We start from the raw sequence: 23,949 nt of genomic DNA, 5'->3' as shown, positions 1-23,949 counted from the left end.
GCGAAAAAAATGAAAAAGCTGACATTAAAAGAGATGACTGAAATTGAGCAACGTGATGTCAAAACGCAACTCGACAGAGCCAGAATAAATATAGGAAGAGCATTAACCAATTCAGAACAGAATAAGATAAAAGACGAAGCAATAGAAAAAATCATGAACGCCCGAGAACAAATCGCCAAGTTAACTCGCGTAGAAAGAAAAACCAAAAAAACCGCACCAAGTACCACCACTTTTAGCTGGTCCGCATCGATCAGCACTCGTCCACCACGGTAATTAACTTCCACTGCCGGATAATCACTGGCAGGGATCACCTACAGCGGCAAGTATTCACCGCTGTAGGGCAAGGATCCACTTATTGCATACCACTTATTTCTCAGACAGTTATCTATTTCCCTCACAATTATCTTACGCCGCTAGCTGCATTTTTCTCTCGCCTGCCTTAGGATAAGGAAGCTCGTTTCTTTTAGTGCTCTATTAAGGAGTTTGTGATGAAATTGTTCTATAAACCCGGTGCCTGCTCTTTGTCTCCACATATTGTATTACGTGAAGCGGGGTTAGACTTCAGTATTGAGAGTGTCGATCTGGCAGCCAAAATCACTGAAACGGGTCAAGACTATTTAAGCATCAATCCAAAAGGACAAGTCCCGGCGCTAATATTGGATGATGGTAGCTTGCTCACCGAAGGGGTTGCTATCGTGCAATATCTGGCAGATAAAGTGCCTGATCGCCAGCTTATCTCTCCTGCCGGCACCCTCTCCCGCTATCATGCTATTGAGTGGTTAAACTTCGTGGCGACTGAATTACATAAAGGTTTCAGTCCACTGTTTAACCCGAAAACACCACCAGAGTATAAAGTGATCGCCCGCGAGCGGCTGGATAAACAATTCAGCTATGTCGATAGTGTGTTAGCGCATCATGATTATCTGCTAGGGAAAAAATTCAGTGTCGCCGACGCCTATCTATTTACCGTTACCCGTTGGGCTAACGCGCTGAATATTGAGATTAAGCAACGTAGTCATTTAGATGCCTATATGGCTCGTGTTGCAGAGCGCCCAGCAGTAAAAGCCGCGCTGGCAGCTGAAGATATCAAGAAATAATAAATTAACTGATGAGTTGATTAGAATGCCCCTGCTGTCAGGGGCATTTTTTATCGCGGATAAGCTGATTATAGCGAATTATTGGCCGACTCTAACCGCGCTAAACTGGCAGGTAGGATTAACAATCTGATCTTGCGCCGCAACCACTTGAAGTTCGTACTCGCCCATCGCCTGGGTTTTCAGCATCACTTCATAAACCGCCGCAGTCACGTGTTCCAATGCTTTATCCAGCGCTTCGCCTTTTAGCAGATTGACCAGCAACAGACCACTGGTTAAATCACCCACGCCGACCGGTTGGCGCGTGCCGAAGTCCACCAGCGGGCGGCTAATGTGCCATGCTTCTTCAGCCGTCACTAATAGCATCTCAAAGCAGTCAGCATGATAACCCGCACGGCTCAAGTGCTTCACCAACACCACTTTTGGCCCTTTGGCGCAAAGGTCGCGGGCCACATTGACGGCTTGATCGACACTCTCAACCCGCACACCGCTGAGTTGCTCCAGCTCAAGCAAATTAGGCGCAATAATGTCACTGGCAGGTAGCGCCGCTTTACAGAAGAATTCGGCCACACCAGGTGCCACGATACAGCCCTTTTCAGGATGCCCCATCACCGGATCACAAAAATACCAGGCCGCAGGATTGGCCTGTTTTACCCGCGCGACCGCCGCCAGAATATGGCCACCCTGCTCCGGTGAGCCGATATAACCACTCAATACCGCATCGCAATCTTTTAGCCGGTCGATATCGGCAATACCCTGAACTATTTCTGTCAGGTGACTGGCCGGCATAACACAACCGGTCCAGTGACCATATTGCGTATGATTTGAGAACTGGACAGTATTTAGCGGCCAAACATTAACCCCCATTCGGCGCATCGGAAATTCAGCGGCACTATTGCCAGCATGGCCAAAAACAACATGTGACTGAATCGAAAGTATATTTTTCATTGGTACGGCCTAAAAGTGAGCGACGAAAACGTTAGCGACTAAAATATAAGCAAAAAAATAAGGGACATCTCTGCCCCTTACTCTATTTCACCCTTATAACCAGCTAATCAGGCAATAATGTTTTTTGCCACGACGCAGTAAGGTGTAGCGCCCAAACAGGCGGTCAGCATCCGTAAAGAGGTACTCCGGATCGGCCTGTTTCTCACCATTAATCGCCACCGCGTTAGAGTTAATCATGGTGCGCGCCTGACCGCGAGAGGGAACCAATTCAGCATTCACCAGCGCCTGCTGCAAATCAGCATCGCGGGTCAACTCAATAGTTGGCATCCCATCTTGTGCTAACTGGGCAAAGTCCGCTTGCGTCATCTCATTCAAATCACCGGAGAACAAGCTGTCAGTAATACGTTTTGCCGCCGCCAAACCTTCAGCGCCATGCACCATAGCGGTGACATTTTCTGCCAGCACGTACTGGGCGCGCGGGGCTTTGCCGCTATTTTTGTCCTCCTCTTCCAGCGCATTTATCTCTTCTAAGCTCATGAAAGTGAAGAACTTCAGGAAGCGGTAAACGTCAGCATCGGCGGTATTGATCCAGAACTGGTAGAATTTGTAAGGGCTGGTTTTCTTTGGATCAAGCCACACTGCGCCGCCTTCGGTTTTACCGAACTTGGTGCCATCAGCTTTAGTGATCAATGGCACGGTCAGACCGTAAACCTGCTGCTGATGGAGGCGACGGGTTAAATCGATACCCGAGGTAATGTTACCCCACTGATCAGAACCACCGATTTGTAATGCCACGCCGTGGGCTTTGTTTAGGCAAGCGAAATCATAAGCCTGCAACAAGTTATAGGAGAATTCAGTAAACGAAATGCCGCTATCATCGCGATTCAGGCGCTGCTTAACCGCTTCTTTATTGATCATCTGATTAACGGAGAAGTGCTTGCCGATATCCCGCAGGAAAGTCAGCACATTCATGCCGCCAAACCAGTCGTAGTTGTTGGCGGCAATGGCACTGTTTTCACCACAATCAAAATCGAGGAATGGCGACACCTGACGGCGGATCTTCTCAACCCACTCGTTAACGGTATCTTCGGTGTTGAGTTTACGTTCACTGGCTTTGAAACTCGGGTCACCAATCATGCCGGTGGCGCCACCTACCAATGCCACTGGGCGGTGACCTGCCAACTGGAATCGCTTCAAGCATAACAACGGAACCAGATGACCCAAATGCAAGCTGTCCGCGGTAGGATCGAAACCGCAATACAGTGAAATTGGCCCTTGCGCCAGTCTCTCTGCTAACGCCTCTTCATCCGTCACCTGGGCAACGAGGCCCCGCTCTTGCAATTGCTTAATCAGGTTGCTGCTGGTCATCAATGACTCCATTGTCTTTTACAAAAAATTGTCTTTTACAAAAAATGTCTTTTACGATGTAAAGATGATTTATACCCAAAGAACCTGGCGTTGCAGGTAGGCAGCAAGCGAACTCATCCCGATAAGCTTACTCAAGTAAGTGATTCGGGTGAGTGAGAGCAGCGAACACCCCTGCGACTTCGAGTACGAAGGGTATAGAATAAAGCGCCCGCCGCACGAGCGCTAGGCTTAACCACAATTATTTCATCGTGCTCAAGGGGCTAAACGGTCAATTTTCCAGCTATCAGCTTCCCGTTGATAGATAAAACGGTCATGCAGACGATGTTCGCCGCCTTGCCAAAACTCAACAGAGTCGAATTTAACGCGGAATCCACCCCAGAAACTGGGTAATGGCACATCACCTTGCTGGAATTTCTGTTTTAATTCCAAAAACTTACTTTCCAGTACACCACGGGCAGAGATGCGAGAGGATTGCTGAGAGACCCACGCGCCGATCTGGCTATCTTTCGGGCGGGAATTAAAATATTTGAGCACTTCAAGGGTGGAAAGGCGCTCGGCTTTACCCAGAAAAATGACCTGTCTGTCCAGCATATGCCAGGGGAATAGCAAACTAATATGTGGGTTTTCAGCCAATTGCTGCGCTTTGCGGCTACCTAAATTGGTGTAGAACACCATGCCCTGCTCATCATAGTGCTTCAACAACACAATGCGCTGATAGGGTTGACCATTGGCATCCACCGTTGCCACACACATGGCAGTCGGATCAGGCAGTCGAGCCTCACACGCCTGCTTGAGCCAGCGCTCAAACAGGTCCAGCGGTTGTTCAGTTAAATCACTGCGGCGCAGTCCGCCGCGAATATATTCACGACGTAAATCTGCAACATCAAAATTGTCAGTCATATAAGCTCTGTATCGCGCAGGAAAGCAGTGATGATTATTCTGCCCTTGTGGCACCATAATCACAATCACCCTGAGCCAGTAACCGCCTGATGACTTGATCAAAGCAGTGATTTTATCAAAACAGTTATTTTATCAACATACAGTCATCGATAATGATTTTGTCATCGCGCTCAATAAATGCACTATTGCTTTTTGACCAGAAGGTATAGCGGCCATCACTGTACTTAGTGCCGGAAGCGGCGCGCACTTGCCCCAAGGAGAGTTGTTCTCCATCTAAAATCAGATTGACTTTATCGTGTTGGTTGTCTTGTTTGACCGTCAGTTGGGTCGTCCTACACTGGTAGTGCAAAGTTTCATTTTTCGGTTGCAACAGGCTACATCCCGCCAGCATCAATGCAGCGGTTGTCGAAGCCACAGCCAATAAATATTTCATGATGTCACCCTCGTTGATTGGCTAAGCTGCCATGTTCAATGGAAGCTTAGCACCCTCATCGTGATGATACAGGATAGACTGCTCCTAAAATGGTCTCGCAACTGGCCCCAGTGACGGAGGGTAAATTGCCTGATTTACCGGATAGTGTCCGGAATGCCAGCCAGGCAAATGCCAGCGCTTCCATATCGTCACCACTAACACCAAAGTCATCAGTGACACACACTTCAGTGCCTGGTAGTAAAGCGGACATGCGCGACATCACCAGTGGATTGCGCGCCCCGCCACCACAGACCAGCAGCCGCTCACAGCCGCCCGCCAATTGAACTTGTTCAGCAATGGAGACTGCCGTTAACTCGGCCAACGTAGTTTGCACATCTTCAGGTTTGACTCCCGCCACTTTCGCTAACTGTCGGTCTAACCATCCGGCATTGAAGTATTCACGCCCGGTGCTTTTTGGCGCGGGCTTAGCAAAATAGGGGTCGCTGTACATTAGCTCAAGCAGCGGTTGATTCACCTGCCCCGACAAGGCCCAGGTGGCATCTTTGTCATAAGGTAAGGATCGGTTGCGCCAAATCCAGCTATCCATCAGCATGTTGCCAGGCCCGGTATCAAAGCCCCGCACCGGCAAATCGGGCAGCAACATGGATAAATTAGCGATGCCACCAATGTTCAACACCATGCGCCGCTCGGTGGCATGGGCTAATAGTGCATGATGGAATGCGGGAACCAACGGCGCACCCTGCCCACCATAAGCCATATCTCGGCGGCGGAAATCCCCCACGGTGGCAATTTGGGTTAGCGCCGCAATACGGTTGTTGTCGCCCAATTGCATGGTAAAGGCAGGCTCGCCTAGCGGCTCATGCCACACGGTTTGTCCGTGGCAGCCAATCGCGGTGATGTCCTGCGCCGTCAACCCCTCTTTGCTCATCAGAGCCAGCACCGCCTCAGCGAATAGCATCCCCAATTGGGCATCAAGCTTACCCACGGCTGATAAGGTGGTTGACTGACCCTGACACATGCCGAGTATCTCTTTTTTCAACTGTTGCGGCATTGGATGGCAATAGCTAGCCTGTTGGGCCACCATCCGCTCATCAATGGCTGCCAGCACAACATCAATCCCATCCAGACTGGTTCCGGACATCACCCCAATAAAACGGCCTGATTTCATAGCAATGACCTTATTTCCCCATTGAGGAACAAAATAGCGATAAGACTTTTCTTAAGCCGAATCAGAATAATAAAATTAACACCATGAAAAGATATACTTTTTCAAGTGTATACCGCCATAGGCGCATCTATTAAAGAATGCTTTTTATTTGCAAGAAAGGTCACATAAAAGTCACTACTGCTAACACTTTCATTTATGGCAGTGATATTTCATACTTTAATAAAGTTAAACCACCGTTTAATATTGGTTGATGTATAAGGCGCTAAGCTGCGAACCAATCGAAGCTAGCCTAAATATTCAGCAAGTGGTCGGAAACAAGTAAGTAGTGAAATAAACATTTGAGTAAGCCATACTTTACGCAAAGACTGGGCCGTCAATGGACTGGATTTCTGGGTATCCCCGCCATACTAAAACGTATAGCGGTTATGCATTTTTAATAGGAGTTTTTATGATCAAGCCATTAATCGCCGTTGCTATTGTTGCGGTGACTTTGACCGGTTGCGCCAATAACAACACACTCTCTGGTGATGTTTTTACCGCATCACAGGCTAAGCAAGTACAAACAGTGACTTACGGCACCTTGCTCTCTGTTCGCCCTGTCACCATTCAAGGTGGCGATGATAACAACATTGTGGGCGCTATTGGTGGTGCCGTTCTCGGTGGTTTCCTCGGCAATACTGTAGGTGGTGGTACAGGTCGTAGTCTGGCAACCGCAGCCGGTGCTGTTGCAGGTGGTATGGCGGGACAAGGTGTTCAGGGGGCAATGAACCGCACCGATGGCGTACAACTTGAAGTACGTAAAGACGATGGTACAACCATCCTGGTGGTTCAGAAGCAAGGCCCTACTCGCTTTAGCGTCGGTCAGCGTGTCATGCTCGCCAGCAGCGGCAGCACGGTGACTGTCAGCCCACGTTAATGGCCTATTGGGTATTAACCTAGCGGACAAAAGTCAGGGTTCATTGCGAACCCTGACTTGCTTCTTAGTGTGATACTTTTCTGTCTGCTGTGAATAAGAGTCTAAAACTTTATAATTTACTTGCTTTGTAATTGAATAATATTTCTCTCGAGCTTATCAATCAGACCAGATAACAATTCAATCTCATCTGTTGAAATTCCACCGAGAATCTCTTTGCGGGTGGAACATATGACGCCATCAACCTGCTCTATTATCGGTGAAGACTGTTCCGTCAGTTTTATCCTCTTTGCACGACGATCATTTGCACAGATATGCCGTGTGATTAAACCTTTCTCCTCCAGTTGATCTAAGGTTCTAACCAGTGATGGTTGTTCGATACCAATCGCCTTTGCCAATTGAATCTGTGACTGCTCAGGTGGTAAACGATTAATATTATGCAAGGTAACCCAATGTGTTTGGGTCAGTTCCAACGGCTTCAGCCGATGGTCGATAAGTGCGCGCCAGACGCGAACTAATCGTGCTAAATCAGATCCTAATGTCGATTCCAATTGCCCCTCCTTTTATTTAGCGTGCTAGCATAACTCCCAGAGTCCAGTCTATTTTGGGTAATTAACATTAAAAACACAAATGTATATATACCGTCGATGCTAGGGAAATAGCAATAAATACGGGAAATAGTTTAGCAGAAATGATGTTTTTTACTAAAATACCCCTTAAGGATTAACCTTATGTATGTATCTATATTCCCCATTAACGCACCACTTACCGACTTGGTGTTAGGTGCTTCTATCTATTTCCCGCCAATGTTTAAGGCAGTCATGCTAGGTTTGGTGTTATGGCTATTGATCCATCATATGCTACGGAATTGGATCTACTCTGGTGACATCTGGCATCCAATATTAATGGATCTCTCAATTTTTGTCATTGCGGTCAGCATTTCTTTATGGGTCTTAGCCAGTTGGTAAATTGACATGAATCATCAATCTCTTAAATATATATCCTCAGTCATCGTATTCGCCCTCGCACTCTGTGCTGGTTGGTGGATGTGGAATTATTATATGCAATCACCCTGGACTCGTGATGGTAAAGTCCGGGCAGAATTAGTCAGTATCACCCCGGAAGTTTCCGGCAGGCTGGTTAAAATACTAGTTCATGATAACCAATTGGTAAGCTCTGGTAGCCTATTATTTGTCATTGATCCGCAACCCTATCAGTTAGCACTGGATAATGCGCAAGCCGCTGTCGTCCGCGCCCAGACTGAGTTAGCCAAAGCGAATCATGAAGCTGAACGCCGCCGTAACTTACCTAAAAATATCATTTCCGGTGAAGATCTCGATATTGCCAATTTAACCGCTGATAGTATGAAAGCCGCATATCAGGGCGCAGTGGCAAACCTCGAGCAAGCGAAATGGAATCTCAGTAAAACGCGTATTTATGCCCCTGCCAATGGCTATATCACCAATCTGCAAACACGGGTAGGTAACTATGCGACAACTGGCACTCCATTAGTAGCGCTAATAGATACCGATTCATTCTATGTAATGGGTTATTTCGAGGAAACCAAGCTGAGACACATTAGAGAAGGTAATGAGGCCAAGATCGTTTTGTATAATGGCAACATTCCTTTACGCGGAGTGGTACAAAGTATTGGTCGGGCGATTTATGATCAAAGTGTCGATACCGGTGGTGATCTGCTGGTGGATGTGAAACCCAATGTTCCTTGGGTGCGTCTGGCGCAAAGGGTGCCGGTGCGAATTAAACTGCTGGATGTCCCGCCTGATGTGACCCTGATTGCGGGCACCACTTGCACTATCTCATTGGTGCAATAGGTATGCGTCTCTCTTTTCCCCTGTGGCAGCAGACACCTTGGGGCAAGGCCAATGCTGGTCAGTGGCGTTATGCCCTGCGCAACTCACTCGCCATGTGCCTATCGTTGTGGATAGCTTTTGCGCTGAATTTAGATGAGCCTTACTGGGCCATGACCTCCGCTGCCGTCGTCAGTTTCCCGACCGTCGGCGGGGTTATCAGCAAAAGCATTGGTCGGGTCATCGGCAGCTTACTGGGGGCCGCCGCGTCATTGATGATTGCCGGTCACTGCCTCAACGACCCCTGGTTATTTACCTTTGCCATCGCCGCCTGGATTGGCCTGTGTACTTTTATTTCCAATCATTATCAAAACAATGTCTCTTATGCTTTTGCGTTAGCGGGTTACACCACGGCCATCATCGCCTTCTCTACGGTAAATACCACTGATACCCAACAAATTTTTGATATCGCCCAAGCCCGCGTCTGTGAGGTGATTACCGGCATTCTCTGCGGCGGCCTGATGATGATGCTGCTGCCCTGCACCTCAGACGGTGAAGCGCTGATGACCTCCTTGCGCCGTATGCAATCTCGCCTATTGGAACATGCGGAGCTGTTGTGGCAAACCGAACATAATCCCGCCCTTCGCACCTCACACGAGGGGCTGATTGGGCAGATCCTCACCATGAATTTGCTGAGAATTCAGGCGTTCTGGAGCCATTACCGCTTGCGGCGGCAGAATAATGTATTGAATTTTATTTTGCATCGCCAGTTACGCATCACCAGCGTGATTACCAGTTTGCGCCGTATGCTGGTTAACTGGCCATCACCGCCGGAAAACCTGTCAGCCGTGCTGTCGCAATTACTGACGGCCTTGCAGCAACCTGATTGCGATAAATATCAGTTAGCCAAAATAGTGCAACAAATCGCCCCACGGGCTGACGCCGACTATCGCCATTGGGCCTTCTGGATGCGTTTACGCCATTTTTGTTGGTTATATTTGCAGGTTAATCGATGGTTGGCACAACTGGATAAAGCCCCTGAAATCGGGATGCCGTCGCCACCTCCGGTAAACTCTCTGGCGCGCCATACCGACACCTACGAAGCCGCCTATAATGGGTTGCGCACCTTTGTTTGTATCGTCATCGGTTGTGCATTTTGGATACATACACAGTGGAGCTCCGGCAGTGCCGCCCTGGCATTGGCCGCTGTCAGTTGCGTGCTCTACTCTGCCACGCCGTCGCCCACCGACAGCATTGCCACCCTGTTGAAAGCCATTGTTTTACTCTCTATTGGCTGCTTTATTTTGAAATTTGGTGTCATGGTACAAATTGATGATTTCTGGCAATTTGCTGTGCTGCTACTGCCCATTTTAATCACCATGCAGATGATGAAGCTGCAACAGCCAAATTATGCATCGCTGTGGGGGCAGTTGATTGTATTTATGGGCTCTTTTTTGAGTGTGACCAATCCCCCTAGCTACGATTATCAAGAGTTTCTTAACGATAACATTGGCAAATTAGTTGGCGTGATGTTGGCGGGCGTCGCGTTTCAAGTGCTGCGCCCCAGCTCAGATAAACGCAAAAGTCGCCGCATTATTCGCATGTTGCGCCGTGATTTTGTCGATCAGCTCAGCAGCTATCCACAACAAAACCAGCATCAATTTGAATCGCTGATCTATCACCGCATTAATCAGCTCAATCTCAGTAAAGATCAGGCTGCCCGGCTATGGTTACTCCGCTGGGGGATGGTGCTGCTTAATTGCAGCCATGTGGTCTGGCAGTTGCGTGATTGGCAAACTACCTCCGCGCCCTTATCAGCGGTGCGAGATCGCTGTATTCACTGTCTGAAAGGCTGCATGACGGAGAAAGGTGTTCAGCCAACATCATTGCAGGCAACGTTACAAGAGTTGCAACGCATGAGTGATATTTTGGGCGAGTACCCTGAGGCCTCAGGCCGCGAATTGGCGGGGCTTGTCTGGCGACTATATTGCTCACTGACTCAGCTCCAATTGTCGGTGCCGGGCGAGGAGCAGCAAGCTGCGCCAGCTTGAAACTCACTGGCGCATAGAGTCTTAAGGCACATCATAACCAAGGGCGGCACGGCGAATGCGGAACCACTGCTGGCGAGTCATCGTCAGGGAGAGCGCAGCCCATGCTGCTTTAACTCGCTCTATCTTACCGGAACCGATGATAGGTAATGGGGCCGATGGCAAACGCAGGATCCAAGCATAAACCACCTGTTCAATACTTTCAGCACCGATTTCATCGGCCACTGCCTGCAACTCATCACGTAGCGCCTGGAACTCTGGGTCGCTAAACAAACGCCCGCCCCCCAGGCAAGACCAGGCCATCGGCTTAATGCGCAGCTGTTGGCAGGCATCAAGGGTGCCATCCACAATGGCGGGCTGATGTAGCGGTGAAATTTCAACCTGATTAGTCACCAGCGAGAATGGTAACCGCGATTGCAGCAAACTAAATTGTGCGGGCGTAAAGTTCGACACGCCGAAATGTTTCACCTGGCCGCTTTGGTGCAACTGAGTGAAAGCTTCAGCCACTTCATCAGCATCCATCAGGGGATCTGGGCGGTGGATCAGCAGCAGATCCAGGTAATCAGTATGTAAATGCGTCAGTGACTGCTCAGCGCTTTTGATAATGTGTGAGCGATCAGTGATGTAATGCCCCAGCGCATGCTCTGATTTCGCGGTAGTAGCAATGCCACATTTGCTCACCAGTTCCAGTTGCTGACGCAAAGCCGGTTTAAGGCGCAATGCTTGCCCGAATGCCTGCTCACATTGATAACCACCGTAAATATCTGCGTGATCTGTCGTGGTAATACCCAATTCAATATGTTGCTCGATAAAGCCCAACAACTGCGCGGGAGTCATCTCCCACTCCATCAATCGCCAGTAACCGCAAATCATGCGAGAAAATTCAGGCCCAAGGGGTGCCAGTTGAGTACGTGTATCCATTATTAGCTGCCTCATTTATTAGTATGCCCTCAGCATACACAACCGACAGAAAGGTTAAATCCTCCCTGAGCAACGAATTAAGGGTCAATTGGGGGCTGAGCGACTAAATAGCCATAAAGGCTAAAAATGCACGGCTCGTTAGAACAGAGAAGGTTGATCTTGCAGCGGCTCATCCGGCTGCTTGTTAGCGCGTTGCAATCGCAGTAGCCGTTGGCGACACAGCCGCAGGACATCCCGTTTTTGCGGATCACTCATTTTGATCCAGTTAAAACGCTCATCACGGCTGCGCATACAGCCACGACAAAAACCACGGTCATCTGTTTGGCAGATACCACGGCATGGACTGGGAATGTCGAAAAACTCAAGTTGCTGAGCCACGCGGCCTCCTGCTGCTAAGATACCTAAAGAACTGAGTGTTTCAGCTATATCTTAATTGAAGCCTGCTTCGCCACTGCTGGCAAGCCTCTATTTTACCCCGTCGGATAAAACCCGCCAAACAGTGCCGCGCGCCACTATACCGCTAAGGTTATCTTAAGTTTCAATCGATATCATTCATGCAATTAGTGAACTCTAGGATTCAATTTTCACGATGAATGTTCGATATAAGTTACAGTGTAACAGTCTCGGTTTTATTCTCAGCTGTGCGCTGTTTTTTACCCTCTGTCATAATGCGCTGTTTATTAGTAAAGCCTGGTCGTTGATCCGTTTTGACAGCAGTGAAAACTATTTCTTCGCCGCAACCATTCCGCTGGTTATTTTCTGCGCACTCAATATCATTTTTAGCCTGTTGGCCGTTCCCTTGCTGCGCAAGCCGATCATTATTCTGTTTTTATTGGGCGGTGCGGCGGCCAACTACTTTATGTTCAGCTATGGTGCCGTGATCGACGCCAATATGATGCAAAACGCCTTTGAGACCAACTCACAGGAAGCGACCGCCCTTTTCACGCCACGCATGGCGCTCTGGCTGCTGGTGCTCGGTATCATTCCTGCCATCATTATCTGCTTCGTGCGTATTCAGGCAACCCGCCCCTGGTGGTACATGCTGGGGCTACGGGCGGCAAATATTCTGCTATCAGCGGTCATTATCATGCTGGTCGCGACGCTGTTTTATAAAGATTACGCCTCGCTGATCCGCAACAATAAAAGCATCGTTAAGATGCTTACGCCATCTAATTTTGTCAGCGGCAGTTTTCAATTTGCCAAACATAAATATTTCGCCAGCAACATGTCGCTGGTGAAGATTGGTGAAGATGCCCATAAAGGGCCGGTGATCAGTGGGCAACAGAAGAGAACTTTGGTGATTTTGGTGGTGGGAGAAACTGCCCGTGCCGAGAACTTCTCCTTAGGTGGCTATGGTCGCGAGACCAACCCGCGCCTGCAAAAACAGGATGTGACCTATTTTAAGAATGCCTCATCCTGTGGTACTGAAACCGCGATTTCCGTGCCGTGCATGTTCTCCAATATGCCGCGTAAAAATTATGATGCCACACTGGCCAGCCATCAGGAGGGCTTGATGGATATTCTTGCCCGCGCTGGGTTGAATGTTTTGTGGCGTGAAAATGATGGTGGCTGTAAAGGAGCCTGTGACCGCATTCCCCATCAGGATGTGACACAGCTGCAATTAACCACCGACTGCGAGAATGGTGTCTGCTTAGATAACGCGCTACTCTATAAGTTGGATAATTATATCAATGGGCTACAAGGTGACGGGGTCATCGTATTACACCAAATGGGCAGCCACGGTCCCGCTTATTACCGCCGTTCTACTCCTGAGATACGCCAGTTCGCCCCAACCTGCGATAGCAACCAAATTCAGGATTGCACCTCACAGGAGCTGGTGAATACTTACGATAATTCGATTCTTTATACTGATGCCATGTTGAATAACACCATTAAATTGCTGCAACAGCAGAGTGCCAGATTTAATACCGCACTGGTTTATCTCTCTGATCACGGCGAGTCATTGGGCGAAAATGGCATGTATTTGCACGGAACACCTTATATGTTCGCCCCTAGTCAGCAAACCCACATTCCTTTTTTAATGTGGTTATCGCCTGAATATACAAAAAACTATGACATCGATCGCCAGTGCTTAGCCAAGAGCGCACAACATGATGAAATTTCACAGGATAATCTCTTCCATACCCTATTGGGCATGATGAACATTCAAACCAATGAATATCAATCTGGGATGGATTTGCTGGAGAAATGCCGCACTCAGGGCTAACAGATGAGCCAAAACCACTGATGAATTTTCGATAGAAAAACAGCCAGTTAATGCCAGTGAAGCTATTCGCTGGCATTTTTTTATTGACCTAGACCGATCGGTCTATTACGCTCTGCGGCATGAACAAAATACAGCACACACATGTAGACACCCGTGATTACCTGTTAGCAACGGGTGAAAGTCTTAGTCTGCGCCTTGGCTTTAATGGCATGGGGCTTAGCCTGCTACTCAGCACTGCGGGTATTCCGAAAGGCTCGTTTTATCACTATTTCCGCTCGAAGGAAGTATTTGGTGAGGCGATGTTACAGCGCTATTTTGATCGTTATGACGCTGCAATGGAGAGTCTGCTTACTGGCTCGCAAGGCGATAAACGTCACCATTTGCTGCACTATTTTGCTCAATCTATTGCTAACTATTGCGGCAGCGAGTGCCACAACGCTTGTCTGGCGGTTAAACTATCAGCTGAAGTGAGTGATCTATCCGAACCCATGCGCCACGCGCTGGATATCGGCACTGCACGAGTGATTGGTCGTTTGCAAGATGCCATCGAAGCCGGGATTGAAGAGGGCTCGCTGCGCACCATGCTCTCTCCGGCCGCAACCGCAGAAACACTCTATGCCTTGTGGCTGGGTGCTGCATTGCGGGCTAAGGTAAAACGTTCCGTTACCCCGCTGACCTGTGCGCTAGAAAGTATCGAATTGATGCTACCACCGACCCAATAATCCAATGGTTCTGATCGCAAACTTTGTGCTTCAGGATTTACCCAGCCACTAGTTGACTGGTCTATTAATATAGGATGCACCATGAAGACTGCTAAACTGTTCTCCCCTTTGAAGGTTGGCGCGCTCACTTTGCCAAACCGTGTATTTATGGCACCACTGACTCGCTTACGCAGTATTGAGCCAGGTGATATCCCAACCCCTTTAATGGCGGAATATTATCGTCAACGGGCCAGTGCCGGTTTGATTATCACTGAAGCAACCCAAATATCTTTCCAGGCGAAAGGCTACGCGGGAGCACCAGGATTACACACTCAGGAGCAGTTGAACGCGTGGAAGAAAATCACTCAGGCGGTACATGAGGAAGGTGGACATATTGCCGTGCAGCTGTGGCATGTTGGACGCATTTCGCACAATAGCTTGCAGCCCGGCCAACAAGCGCCAGTAGCGCCTTCAGCTATTGCCGCTGATACCCGCACCACAGTGCGCGATGAAAACGGTGCCTGGGTGCGCGTTCCCTGCTCCACCCCGCGCGCGTTGGAAACAGAAGAGATCCCGGGCATCATTAATGATTTCCGTCAGGCAACAGCCAATGCTCGCGAAGCGGGTTTTGACTATATCGAACTCCATGCCGCCCATGGCTATTTGCTGCATCAGTTTATGTCTCCCGCCTCAAATCAGCGTACCGACCAATACGGTGGTAGCATCGAAAACCGTACCCGCCTGACACTGGAAGTGGTTGATGCCACCGCAACTGAATGGGGTGCTGAACATATTGGTATCCGTATTTCCCCATTAGGGCCGTTCAATGGTCTGGATAATGGCGAAGATCAGGAAGAAGCGGCACTGTATCTGATTGATGAATTAAACAAACGTCATATCGCTTACCTGCACATCTCCGAGCCAGATTGGGCCGGTGGTAAACCTTACTCAGAGGCGTTCCGTGATGCCGTTCGTGCGCGCTTCAAAGGTGTCATTGTCGGCGCGGGTGCCTATACCGCCGAGAAGGCCGAAGATCTGATTGAGAAAGGCTTTATTGATGCTGTGGCTTTTGGTCGCAGCTATATTTCTAACCCAGATTTAGTCGCTCGCCTGCAACAACATGCCCCATTGAATGAGCCTGACGGCGAAACATTCTACGGCGGCGGTGCTAAGGGTTACACTGATTACCCGACGCTGTAATGAGTTCTACCAGCTAATCGACTTATCTCATCACGGTCAGGCTAGGTCTGGCCGTGATGATTTGCCCCGCTTCATTTTCTGTAACCCATTGAACTGATTTAATTGCCGGGGCTATACTTGAACCTGGTTTTCGTCACCCTTGCCCAAAAACCAGGCAAAATGTAAACAGAGGATATTATGCGCTTACTCCATACCATGATCCGCGTCGGTGATCTGCAACGCTCCATCGATTTCTACACCAAGGTATTAGGGATGCGTTTACTGCGTACCAGCGAAAATACCGAGTATAAATACTCGCTGGCGTTCGTCGGTTATAGCGATGAAAGTGAAGGCTCAGTGATTGAGCTGACCTATAACTGGGGCGTAGAGAGCTACGAGATGGGGAGTGCATTTGGCCATTTGGCGCTGGGTGTGGATGATGTTGCCGCCACTTGTGACCAAATTCGTCAGGCGGGTGGAAAAGTCACCCGTGAAGCAGGCCCGGTCAAAGGTGGCAATACCATCATTGCGTTTGTCGAAGATCCGGACGGCTATAAAATCGAGTTAATCGAGAATAAGAGCGCCGGACACGGCCTCGGAAATTGATTAACCAACAGGCACCAGCACGGTGCCTTTTTTATCATCGCGATATCCCCCTGCATCCTGCGCCAAAATTTGACATAATGTGTGCTGAATTCGATGAAGATAAGAAACTGATGGCAGATAAAAGTGACCTTAACGCCCTGAGTGGCCGTTTTCGTGGGTATTACCCCGTAGTAATTGATGTAGAAACCGCCGGTTTTAATGCTCAAACCGATGCATTATTAGAAATTGCCGCCGTGACTTTGCAGATGAATCAAGAGGGATGGTTGCTGCCTGATGAAACGCTACATTTTCATGTAGAACCCTTTGAAGGTGCCAATCTGCAACCTGAAGCACTGGCGTTTAATGGGATTGACCCTACCAACCCTTTACGTGGTGCAGTGAGTGAACACGATGCCTTACACGCCATTTTTAAAGCGGTTCGTAAAGGGCTCAAAGATCAAGGCTGTAACCGGGCAATCATCGTGGCGCACAACGCCAATTTCGATCACAGTTTTGTCATGGCTGCGGCTGAGCGAGCGAGTTTAAAGCGCAACCCGTTCCATCCGTTCGCCACTTTTGATACCGCCGCCCTTAGCGGGCTGGTGCTGGGGCAAACCGTGTTGGCAAAAGCCTGCCTAACCGCAGGCATTCCGTTTGATAGCAGCCAGGCGCATTCGGCCTTATACGACACAATGCAAACCGCAAAGCTATTCTGCGAGCTGGTTAATCGTTGGAAGAAATTGGGCGGCTGGCCAATACCGGCGGGAGAGTCCGAGTAACGCGTTTTTTATCAGAAAACGGCATGTTAGAAATATGAAAAGGTGGCCCGTAAGCCACCTTTTTTGTTTCACTGACCACCAGCGCACATTACTCTGCAGCGGGTTGATCTTCCTGTGAACGGTACTTATCTGCGGTCTCTTTCAGCAGTTGTTGCAATTCACCACGCTGATACATTTCCATCAGAATGTCGCAACCGCCAACTAATTCGCCATCTACCCACAGCTGCGGGAATGTCGGCCAATTGGCATATTTTGGCAGCTCAGCCCGAATATCCGGATTTTGCAGGATATCAACATAAGCAAAGCGTTCGCCACAGGCAGATAACGCCTGCACAGCCTGAGCAGAGAAACCGCAGTTTGGCAGCTTTGGCGAGCCCTTCATGTACAGCAGGATTGGGTTTTCTGCTATCTGGCGCTGAATTTTATCAATCGTCGTCATTTCTTGCTTCCTCAAGCCATATCATGGCTACAATGCTTTTTACTCAATATCATTATTACGTCCGGTCTATTGTAGCGACTGTCACCGCTGGAATAAAACGCCATCTTTTGCAGGGGCTTTATGCTATCAGCAAAAAGTTATCTGCCAGCTACAAATATGTGCATTAAGAATAACATTTTTGATCCCATCACTTCACTAATATCTTCGTTATAGAGTGGCGGGAGTCGATTTCAATAATACCCTAAATCATTGGGACCGCAGGTAAGTAGCAAGCAAATGGATCCCGATGAGCTAACCCAAGTAAGTGATTCGGACGAATGAGTGTAGCTAACAACCCTGCGCTTTCAAATACGACGAATATAACTCGTTGACGAATGGTTGATTTAAGCTCGTTGAGAGCATAAATAAGCTACAATTGTGAAGCCATTAACGTTTTCTCACAATATCGATTAGAATCCTGTATCTCTTCGCTTTTTTATATCCTGAGTTTCGGCAATACTGTGACTCTTCATATTCATCTCAGGGCTAAGGTTGGTAGCGTTATTATGCGTTTAATTCTTACGCTGTTTGTGCTGCTGTTTACCCAACTATTCTTAAATTTGGCGCATGCGTCGCCGCAGGCACAGGTGTCGGCGGAACAGAAGAAAGGTCAGGTCAGCCAAGCCAGCCCTGATGATCGTAAAAAGCGAAAAGCTGATAAAAGTACTAAGAAAGCGAAAATAACCAGCGATAAAACTTCCATCAGCAAAACCAGCACAAATAAAACTGTAGTCAGCAACAATAAAAAGAGCATAGCCAGTAACACGACGAAAACCATTAAAAAGAAAGCGCAAGAAGTGAGTAAACCGGCCACAAAAAAAACGAGCAGTGCCAAAAAGACGAATACTAAAACAGCGGCCAATAAAAAAGTGGCGGCGGTCAAAAAAACAGAAAAAATTGCTTATGGTCGGCATCGAAATAAAACTCAAGGTAAAGCTGGCACAGAATTAGTAGCAAATAATAAAATTAAGCTTAGCCCTGCCCATAAAAAGCGCTACCAACATGCAAAGCAAACTGCAATGAGCAAACTGATGAAACAAGTCGGTAAACCTTATCGTTGGGGCGGCACCTCGCCGAATACCGGTTTTGATTGCAGTGGGCTTATTTATTACGCCTATAAAGATGTCATCAGAATAAAAATGCCGCGAACTGCTAACGAGATGTACCATTTGCGTGATGCCGCGCCAGTCAAACGTGCTGAATTAGAGAGTGGTGATCTGGTGTTCTTCAATATCGCTAATCGCGGCGTTGCCGATCATGTCGGTGTCTATTTAGGCAACGGCAAGTTTATTCAGTCCCCGCGTACTGGCGAAGAGATCCGCATTAGCATGTTGGATAACGACTACTGGCAAGATCACTATGTCGGCGCTCGTCGCGTGGTCACACCTAAAACTATCCGCTAATCCTTCAACTCACAGCCAGCGCTGCTGCTGGGTGTGAGTGCTCCACCCCCTAACTCCTGTTACCCCAGTGATCTATCCTGGATGATGCCGACACCATTACCATACTAATATTGTGGTTATAACTGTCATTCCTGTCGAAAATTGTTAAGATTAATACCCACAACAAAAATACAACAATTACGCTTTTAACCGCTCTTCGCCACATCATGGCCTGCGGCTATTGATGGGATTTGAGGAGCAAACACCCTGAGCAACCCGAAAGGAGAGAGCTATGTCTTTTGAATTACCGGCATTACCTTATGCACAAAATGCGCTGGAACCCCATATCTCAGCTGAAACACTGGAGTACCATTACGGCAAACACCACAACACCTATGTGATTAACCTCAATAATCTGATTAAAGATACTGAGTTTGCTGGCAAGACGCTGGAAGAGATCGTAAAAACCTCCAGCGGTGGTCTCTTTAACAATGCGGCCCAAGTCTGGAACCATACTTTCTACTGGCACTGTTTGTCACCAAATGGTGGTGGTGAGCCGACGGGTAAAGTGGCTGATGCCATTAATCAATCATTTGGTTCTTTTGCTGAATTTAAAGCACAATTTACCGATGCCGCCGTGAAAAACTTTGGCGCAGGTTGGACTTGGCTGGTTAAAAAAGCAGATGGCACGCTGGCGATTGTGAGTACGTCTAATGCGGCAACCCCGCTGACTACCACGGATAAACCGTTGCTGACGGTAGATGTGTGGGAACATGCTTATTACATTGATTACCGCAATGCGCGGCCAAAATACCTGGAAAATTTCTGGGCGCTGGTTAACTGGTCATTCGTTGAGAAGAATTTAGCCTGATAAGGCAATAAGTGCGAGACGATGTGTTAGCACATCAAGAAATAATTAAGGGCGGGTAAACCGCCCTACTTAACTAATTTACCGGCAAGCGGGTTAATTAATTCATTACCGCCACGAAGCTAAAGGCAATAATCATCGCCAGCGCACCAACAGTCGTAATCAGCGACATTTTCAGATTGGTATCCATAAAAATTCCTCAGCCGGTCAGTTTGTAGTAGGAAAAAGGCACATAGTTAGTGTGTTAAAATATCTTCCCACAATTCAGAAAAAAAATCTTGTGCTCATTACGCACTTTATAACTTTGAATACCTCTTTCACTTTTCCTCCAGATCAGCCAAAATTCGCAGTTCATAACTGCATACCGACCAATAACGTCCAATAAATACTCTCAGACAACCCGCTGATTCCATTTTCCAGCCCAATAACATGCTTCTGTCTGAGTGGTTTTCGAGTCTGCAGGCAAACGATTAACATAATACTTACCTACTGTAACAGGTAAGCTTAGGAGTTATTTTTTTATGGCAACGATTAAAGATGTGGCCAAACACGCGGGTGTGTCCACCACCACCGTTTCGCACGTGATTAACAAAACTCGTTTCGTCGCCGAAAATACCAAGGCTGCCGTGTGGGCGGCCATCAAAGAACTGCATTATTCGCCCAGTGCTGTAGCCCGCAGTTTGAAAGTTAATCACACCAAATCAATTGGTTTGCTGGCAACATCCAGCGAAGCACCCTATTTTGCTGAAGTGATCGAAGCAGTTGAAAACAGTTGTTATAGCAAGGGTTACACACTGATCTTATGTAACTCTCATAATAATCTGGATAAACAGAAAGCCTATCTGGCGATGCTGGCACAAAAGCGTGTTGATGGGCTGCTGGTGATGTGTTCAGAATATCCTGAGCAGCTGCTGGGGATGCTCGAAGATTATCGTAATATCCCGATGGTGGTGATGGATTGGGGCACGGCGCGTGGCGACTTTACTGACTCTATTATCGATAACGCCTTTGAAGGCGGTTATTTGGCTGGACGTTATCTGATTGAGCGCGGCCATCGTGATATCGGCGCGATCCCCGGTCAACTATCCCGTAATACGGGTGGTGGTCGCCATCAGGGCTTCCTGAAAGCGCTGGAAGAGGCCAATATCACAGTGCGTGATGAATGGGTGGTTCAAGGCGATTTCGAACCGGAATCCGGTTATAAAGCCATGCACCAGATTCTGACGCAAAAACATCGCCCGACCGCGGTATTCTGTGGCGGCGATATTATGGCGATGGGCGCAATTTGCGCGGCCGATGAGCTGGGCTTGCGGGTGCCGCAGGATATTTCAGTGATCGGGTATGACAATGTGCGCAACGCGCGCTATTTCTCCCCCGCGCTGACCACCATTCATCAGCCAAAAGAGCGATTGGGGGAAACCGCTTTTGCGATGTTGCTCGACCGTATTGTCAGCAAGCGCGAAGATCCCCAGACCATTGAGGTGCACCCGAAACTGGTCGAGCGACGTTCTGTTGCGGATGGCCCGTTCCGCGATTATCGCCGTTAATTCTCTGCTGCCGGTAGCAAACTCTGCTATCGGCGCTGTTATTTGCCGTCAGTTGCTAGTGCCGTCACTCACTTGCTGATGATTGATTGTTGTCTTTCAGCCACTCAGCATTTAGCGTGACACTGTCACCCAAATACTCCAGCAACCATGCCAGTGCAGGCGAATGGTTGTTCTGCTCCCACGTGAGGCAGCATGGGCTATCCGGTAGTGGTTCAGCCAAGGTGAGCGCCGCCAGTCTCCCTTGCGCAATCAGCGGCGAGACCATATGTGCAGGCACCATGCCAACACATAACCCCGCGCACAGGCAGTCAATCCCCGCCGCCCAGTCCGGTGCCACCAGCCGCTGCTGATTATCTAGCGTCCAGGTGTCCCGTTTCGGCAGGTTTCGCGCGGTATCCTCCAGACAAAGTGAGGGGTAAGGCCGTAGCTGATCATCGGTCAGTGGCCCGGTTAACCGCGCTAATGGATGTTCGACACTCACCACACATTGCCAACTTAAAAAGCCCATGTCGCGAAAAACAAACCGCCCTCCCACTGGCACAGCACGAGTGGCTCCGATGGCCATTTCAGCCTGCCCGTCCACCAGCGCATCCCAGACGCCATTGAACACCTCATAACGTACCCGTAATTCTATATCAGGAAAATGTCGATAGAAATCGAGGATTAAGCGGCGGCTTCGCTGTGGTTTGACGATTTTATCCACCACAATGGTTAATTCCCCCCGCCAGCCATTCGCCACTTGTTGGCATTGTCGGCGGGTGCCATTCATTTTTTTGATAACATCGCGAGCTTCTTTGATAAAAACCACGCCGGCAGCGGTTAATTCTACATCACGATGACGCCGTTCAAACAGCGGTACCGCCAGCCACTCTTCAAGCTGGCGCACGGTATAACTTATCGCCGATGGCACGCGGTGCAATTCTTGAGCGGCGGCACTGAAGCTACCGGTACGCGCGACCGCGTCAACCACCTCCAGTGAGTATTCAGACCACATTATTTCCGGCTCCTTTTGCTCAACCATTCAGATATCAAATATTTTGATAGCATGGCGCAAATATTACCGTTTCACAATAGAATCACTCGCCGGATAGAATGCCCCCCGCAATAAAATTGCCTGTAATAATACATTTACAACAACAATATATTTACAACAGCAGCGCCTGCAACATTTTCAAATTGAGAATAAAGAATGAAAACCACATCTAGCTTCATGTTCTACCTGGCCGGCTTAAGTATGCTGGGTTACCTGGCCACCGACATGTATTTGCCCGCCTTTGGCGCAATGCAACAAGAACTGCAAACCTCCGCCGGTGCCATCAGTGCCAGCCTGAGTATCTTCCTCGCGGGTTTCGCTATCGCCCAACTTATCTGGGGGCCAGTATCCGATAAAATAGGCCGTAAACCGGTGCTGTTAGTCGGGCTGGGGTTATTTGCCATCGGCTGTCTGGGGATTTTGTGGGTTGAGACAGCCACGCAGTTATTAATCCTGCGTTTTATTCAAGCGGTGGGGGTCTGTTCTGCGGCCGTGAGCTGGCAAGCCTTGGTGGTGGATCGTTATCGCGACGGTAAAGCCAACCGTGTATTTGCCACCATTATGCCGCTGGTGGCGTTGTCGCCGGCACTGGCACCTTTGCTGGGTGCCTGGTTGTTAAATCACTTCAGTTGGCGCGCCATTTTTGTCGTTCTGCTGGCCATTACCCTGCTGCTGCTGATCCCAACGGCACGGCTGAAAGAGCGGAAAAAATCCGCAACTGATAAAATCGATCAAAGTAAGACCAGGATCAGTTTCTACCAGTTATTGAAATCGCCACTGTTTAGCGGCAACGTGATGATGTTCGCCGCATGTAGTGCCGGATTCTTCGCCTGGTTAACCGGTTCACCTTTTATTCTGGGCAACATGGGATATGGCCCGAACGCTATCGGTTTAAGCTATGTTCCGCAGACACTGGCTTTCCTCTTAGGCGGTTTCGGTTGTCGTAGTGCTCTGACTCGCATAAAAGGAAACACCCTGCTGCCTTGGCTGTTAGCGGGCTATAGCGCCAGCATGATCGCGCTCTATCTCATCGCAACCTTTACCACACCGACACTGGTGAGCTTACTTATTCCTTTCTGCATAATGGCGCTTGTGAATGGTGCCTGCTACCCTATTATCGTAGCAAATGCGTTAATGCCTTTTCCGGCGAACACGGGTAAAGCCGCTGCACTGCAAAACACGCTTCAGCTAGGTTTGTGTTTTGTCGCGAGCATGATGGTGTCCGCTTTTATCAGCCAGGCATTGCTGGCAACAGTGACGGTCATGCTGTCGACGGTTGTTTTAGCACTATTGGGATATGGCATTCATTGCTATGCGCTGCGAAAAGATAAAAAGGGAATTAATTTTCAATAGAAATAGTCACTAAGCGGCATAAAAGCCGGGAACGATTTAGTATTGAGAAAGCGTCCCGGCAAGCCTATACTCGGTTTAACCAGTTACAATATCATTAAAAAAAAGCATTATCTTAAGCACTTTCTGTGCGCGTGGATTGCGTCACATTTACTCTTATGGATGAGTTGCCCTAAACCAAAACATAATTAGGGTTTCTTCTTAATCTTCCTCTGTCCG

Annotated in this window: 26 protein-coding genes; 15 read left to right on the top strand and 11 right to left on the bottom strand. The window is 48.6% G+C overall.

Annotation, left to right across the window (positions count from 1 at the left end; genetic code table 11):
• Positions 1-9: 9 nt before the first annotated feature.
• Both AACW11_RS18950 and gstA read left to right on the top strand, forming a co-directional pair.
• The gene (locus AACW11_RS18950) at positions 10-273 is read left to right on the top strand and encodes a DUF3811 domain-containing protein (protein WP_212585167.1); all 264 of its coding nucleotides are present in this window, start codon (positions 10-12) and stop codon (positions 271-273) included.
• Between the two features lie 215 nt (positions 274-488).
• The gene (gene gstA / locus AACW11_RS18945; RefSeq protein ID WP_212585166.1) at positions 489-1,097 is read left to right on the top strand and encodes a glutathione transferase GstA; all 609 of its coding nucleotides are present in this window, start codon (positions 489-491) and stop codon (positions 1,095-1,097) included.
• Between the two features lie 78 nt (positions 1,098-1,175).
• Here the strand turns inward: gstA and pdxY are convergent, their stop codons facing one another.
• From pdxY to anmK, 5 genes are all read right to left on the bottom strand, one after another.
• Positions 1,176-2,042, bottom strand: a complete 867-nt coding sequence (gene pdxY / locus AACW11_RS18940) for a pyridoxal kinase PdxY (protein WP_212585165.1) — start codon at positions 2,040-2,042, stop codon at positions 1,176-1,178.
• Between the two features lie 93 nt (positions 2,043-2,135).
• Positions 2,136-3,410 (bottom strand): tyrosine--tRNA ligase, encoded by a 1,275-nt coding sequence (gene tyrS / locus AACW11_RS18935; protein ID WP_032896208.1) that lies wholly within the window; start codon positions 3,408-3,410, stop codon positions 2,136-2,138.
• Positions 3,411-3,662: 252 nt separating this feature from the next.
• Positions 3,663-4,310: a pyridoxamine 5'-phosphate oxidase gene (gene pdxH, locus AACW11_RS18930; protein ID WP_212585164.1), complete on the bottom strand. Its 648-nt coding sequence runs from the start codon at positions 4,308-4,310 to the stop codon at positions 3,663-3,665.
• Between the two features lie 124 nt (positions 4,311-4,434).
• Positions 4,435-4,743, bottom strand: coding sequence for an MliC family protein (locus tag AACW11_RS18925; RefSeq protein ID WP_212585163.1), 309 nt, complete (start codon positions 4,741-4,743; stop codon positions 4,435-4,437).
• Between the two features lie 55 nt (positions 4,744-4,798).
• Complete coding sequence (gene anmK, locus AACW11_RS18920) at positions 4,799-5,911, bottom strand: anhydro-N-acetylmuramic acid kinase (protein WP_212585162.1); 1,113 nt, start codon at positions 5,909-5,911, stop codon at positions 4,799-4,801.
• A gap of 448 nt (positions 5,912-6,359) precedes the next feature.
• Here anmK and AACW11_RS18915 point away from each other — a divergent pair, with 448 nt between their 5' ends.
• On the top strand, positions 6,360-6,827 hold the full coding sequence (locus tag AACW11_RS18915; protein WP_212585161.1) for an outer membrane lipoprotein: 468 nt from the start codon (positions 6,360-6,362) through the stop codon (positions 6,825-6,827).
• Positions 6,828-6,943: 116 nt separating this feature from the next.
• On the opposite strand, the gene rovA is transcribed toward AACW11_RS18915, so the two are convergent.
• Positions 6,944-7,375, bottom strand: a complete 432-nt coding sequence (gene rovA, locus AACW11_RS18910; RefSeq protein WP_005270385.1) for a virulence master transcriptional regulator RovA — start codon at positions 7,373-7,375, stop codon at positions 6,944-6,946.
• A gap of 180 nt (positions 7,376-7,555) precedes the next feature.
• Between rovA and AACW11_RS18905 the strand changes: the two genes are divergently transcribed.
• Genes AACW11_RS18905 through AACW11_RS18895 form a run of 3 tightly spaced genes read left to right on the top strand, consistent with a single transcriptional unit; the run spans position 7,556 to position 10,683 of the window.
• Positions 7,556-7,792, top strand: coding sequence for a DUF1656 domain-containing protein (locus tag AACW11_RS18905; protein ID WP_212585160.1), 237 nt, complete (start codon positions 7,556-7,558; stop codon positions 7,790-7,792).
• Positions 7,793-7,798: 6 nt separating this feature from the next.
• Entirely contained in the window at positions 7,799-8,656 is an 858-nt protein-coding gene (locus AACW11_RS18900; protein ID WP_212585159.1) for an efflux RND transporter periplasmic adaptor subunit, read from the top strand.
• Between the two features lie 2 nt (positions 8,657-8,658).
• Positions 8,659-10,683, top strand: a complete 2,025-nt coding sequence (locus tag AACW11_RS18895; protein ID WP_212585158.1) for an FUSC family protein — start codon at positions 8,659-8,661, stop codon at positions 10,681-10,683.
• Positions 10,684-10,704: 21 nt separating this feature from the next.
• On the opposite strand, the gene AACW11_RS18890 is transcribed toward AACW11_RS18895, so the two are convergent.
• Positions 10,705-11,601 (bottom strand): aldo/keto reductase, encoded by an 897-nt coding sequence (locus AACW11_RS18890; RefSeq protein ID WP_212585157.1) that lies wholly within the window; start codon positions 11,599-11,601, stop codon positions 10,705-10,707.
• 138 nt (positions 11,602-11,739) lie between these two features.
• Positions 11,740-11,979, bottom strand: a complete 240-nt coding sequence (locus AACW11_RS18885; RefSeq protein WP_019209901.1) for a DUF1289 domain-containing protein — start codon at positions 11,977-11,979, stop codon at positions 11,740-11,742.
• Between the two features lie 211 nt (positions 11,980-12,190).
• Between AACW11_RS18885 and eptA the strand changes: the two genes are divergently transcribed.
• The 5 genes from eptA to rnt all read left to right on the top strand — a co-directional run bounded on the left by eptA (position 12,191) and on the right by rnt (position 17,072).
• Positions 12,191-13,828, top strand: a complete 1,638-nt coding sequence (gene eptA / locus AACW11_RS18880; RefSeq protein ID WP_212585156.1) for a phosphoethanolamine transferase EptA — start codon at positions 12,191-12,193, stop codon at positions 13,826-13,828.
• Positions 13,829-13,947: 119 nt separating this feature from the next.
• Positions 13,948-14,550 (top strand): TetR/AcrR family transcriptional regulator, encoded by a 603-nt coding sequence (locus tag AACW11_RS18875; protein WP_212585155.1) that lies wholly within the window; start codon positions 13,948-13,950, stop codon positions 14,548-14,550.
• 81 nt (positions 14,551-14,631) lie between these two features.
• On the top strand, positions 14,632-15,729 hold the full coding sequence (locus AACW11_RS18870) for an alkene reductase (RefSeq protein WP_212585154.1): 1,098 nt from the start codon (positions 14,632-14,634) through the stop codon (positions 15,727-15,729).
• A 177-nt stretch (positions 15,730-15,906) separates the two neighbouring features.
• Positions 15,907-16,314 (top strand): lactoylglutathione lyase, encoded by a 408-nt coding sequence (gene gloA, locus AACW11_RS18865; protein WP_049600210.1) that lies wholly within the window; start codon positions 15,907-15,909, stop codon positions 16,312-16,314.
• A gap of 110 nt (positions 16,315-16,424) precedes the next feature.
• Positions 16,425-17,072: a ribonuclease T gene (gene rnt / locus AACW11_RS18860; RefSeq protein WP_212585153.1), complete on the top strand. Its 648-nt coding sequence runs from the start codon at positions 16,425-16,427 to the stop codon at positions 17,070-17,072.
• Positions 17,073-17,160: 88 nt separating this feature from the next.
• Here rnt and AACW11_RS18855 read toward each other — a convergent pair whose 3' ends face one another.
• Positions 17,161-17,511: a Grx4 family monothiol glutaredoxin gene (locus AACW11_RS18855; RefSeq protein WP_004874252.1), complete on the bottom strand. Its 351-nt coding sequence runs from the start codon at positions 17,509-17,511 to the stop codon at positions 17,161-17,163.
• A gap of 545 nt (positions 17,512-18,056) precedes the next feature.
• Between AACW11_RS18855 and AACW11_RS18850 the strand changes: the two genes are divergently transcribed.
• Positions 18,057-18,953: a C40 family peptidase gene (locus AACW11_RS18850; RefSeq protein WP_212585152.1), complete on the top strand. Its 897-nt coding sequence runs from the start codon at positions 18,057-18,059 to the stop codon at positions 18,951-18,953.
• Positions 18,954-19,224: 271 nt separating this feature from the next.
• Positions 19,225-19,803: a superoxide dismutase [Fe] gene (sodB, locus tag AACW11_RS18845; RefSeq protein ID WP_212585151.1), complete on the top strand. Its 579-nt coding sequence runs from the start codon at positions 19,225-19,227 to the stop codon at positions 19,801-19,803.
• Positions 19,804-19,900: 97 nt separating this feature from the next.
• On the opposite strand, the gene cydH is transcribed toward sodB, so the two are convergent.
• The gene (gene cydH / locus AACW11_RS18840; protein ID WP_016266160.1) at positions 19,901-19,990 is read right to left on the bottom strand and encodes a cytochrome bd-I oxidase subunit CydH; all 90 of its coding nucleotides are present in this window, start codon (positions 19,988-19,990) and stop codon (positions 19,901-19,903) included.
• Between the two features lie 331 nt (positions 19,991-20,321).
• On the opposite strand from cydH, the gene purR reads away from it, so the two are divergent.
• Positions 20,322-21,347, top strand: a complete 1,026-nt coding sequence (gene purR / locus AACW11_RS18835) for an HTH-type transcriptional repressor PurR (RefSeq protein WP_004874249.1) — start codon at positions 20,322-20,324, stop codon at positions 21,345-21,347.
• Between the two features lie 64 nt (positions 21,348-21,411).
• On the opposite strand, the gene punR is transcribed toward purR, so the two are convergent.
• The gene (gene punR / locus AACW11_RS18830; protein WP_212585150.1) at positions 21,412-22,341 is read right to left on the bottom strand and encodes a DNA-binding transcriptional activator PunR; all 930 of its coding nucleotides are present in this window, start codon (positions 22,339-22,341) and stop codon (positions 21,412-21,414) included.
• 195 nt (positions 22,342-22,536) lie between these two features.
• Between punR and punC the strand changes: the two genes are divergently transcribed.
• The gene (punC, locus tag AACW11_RS18825; protein ID WP_212585149.1) at positions 22,537-23,733 is read left to right on the top strand and encodes a purine nucleoside transporter PunC; all 1,197 of its coding nucleotides are present in this window, start codon (positions 22,537-22,539) and stop codon (positions 23,731-23,733) included.
• Positions 23,734-23,949 lie beyond the last annotated feature (216 nt).

This window comes from Yersinia sp. Marseille-Q3913 (assembly GCF_963892745.1).
Classification (GTDB): Bacteria; Pseudomonadota; Gammaproteobacteria; order Enterobacterales; family Enterobacteriaceae; genus Yersinia; species Yersinia bercovieri.
This window is presented reverse-complemented; position numbering and strand designations above follow the sequence as displayed.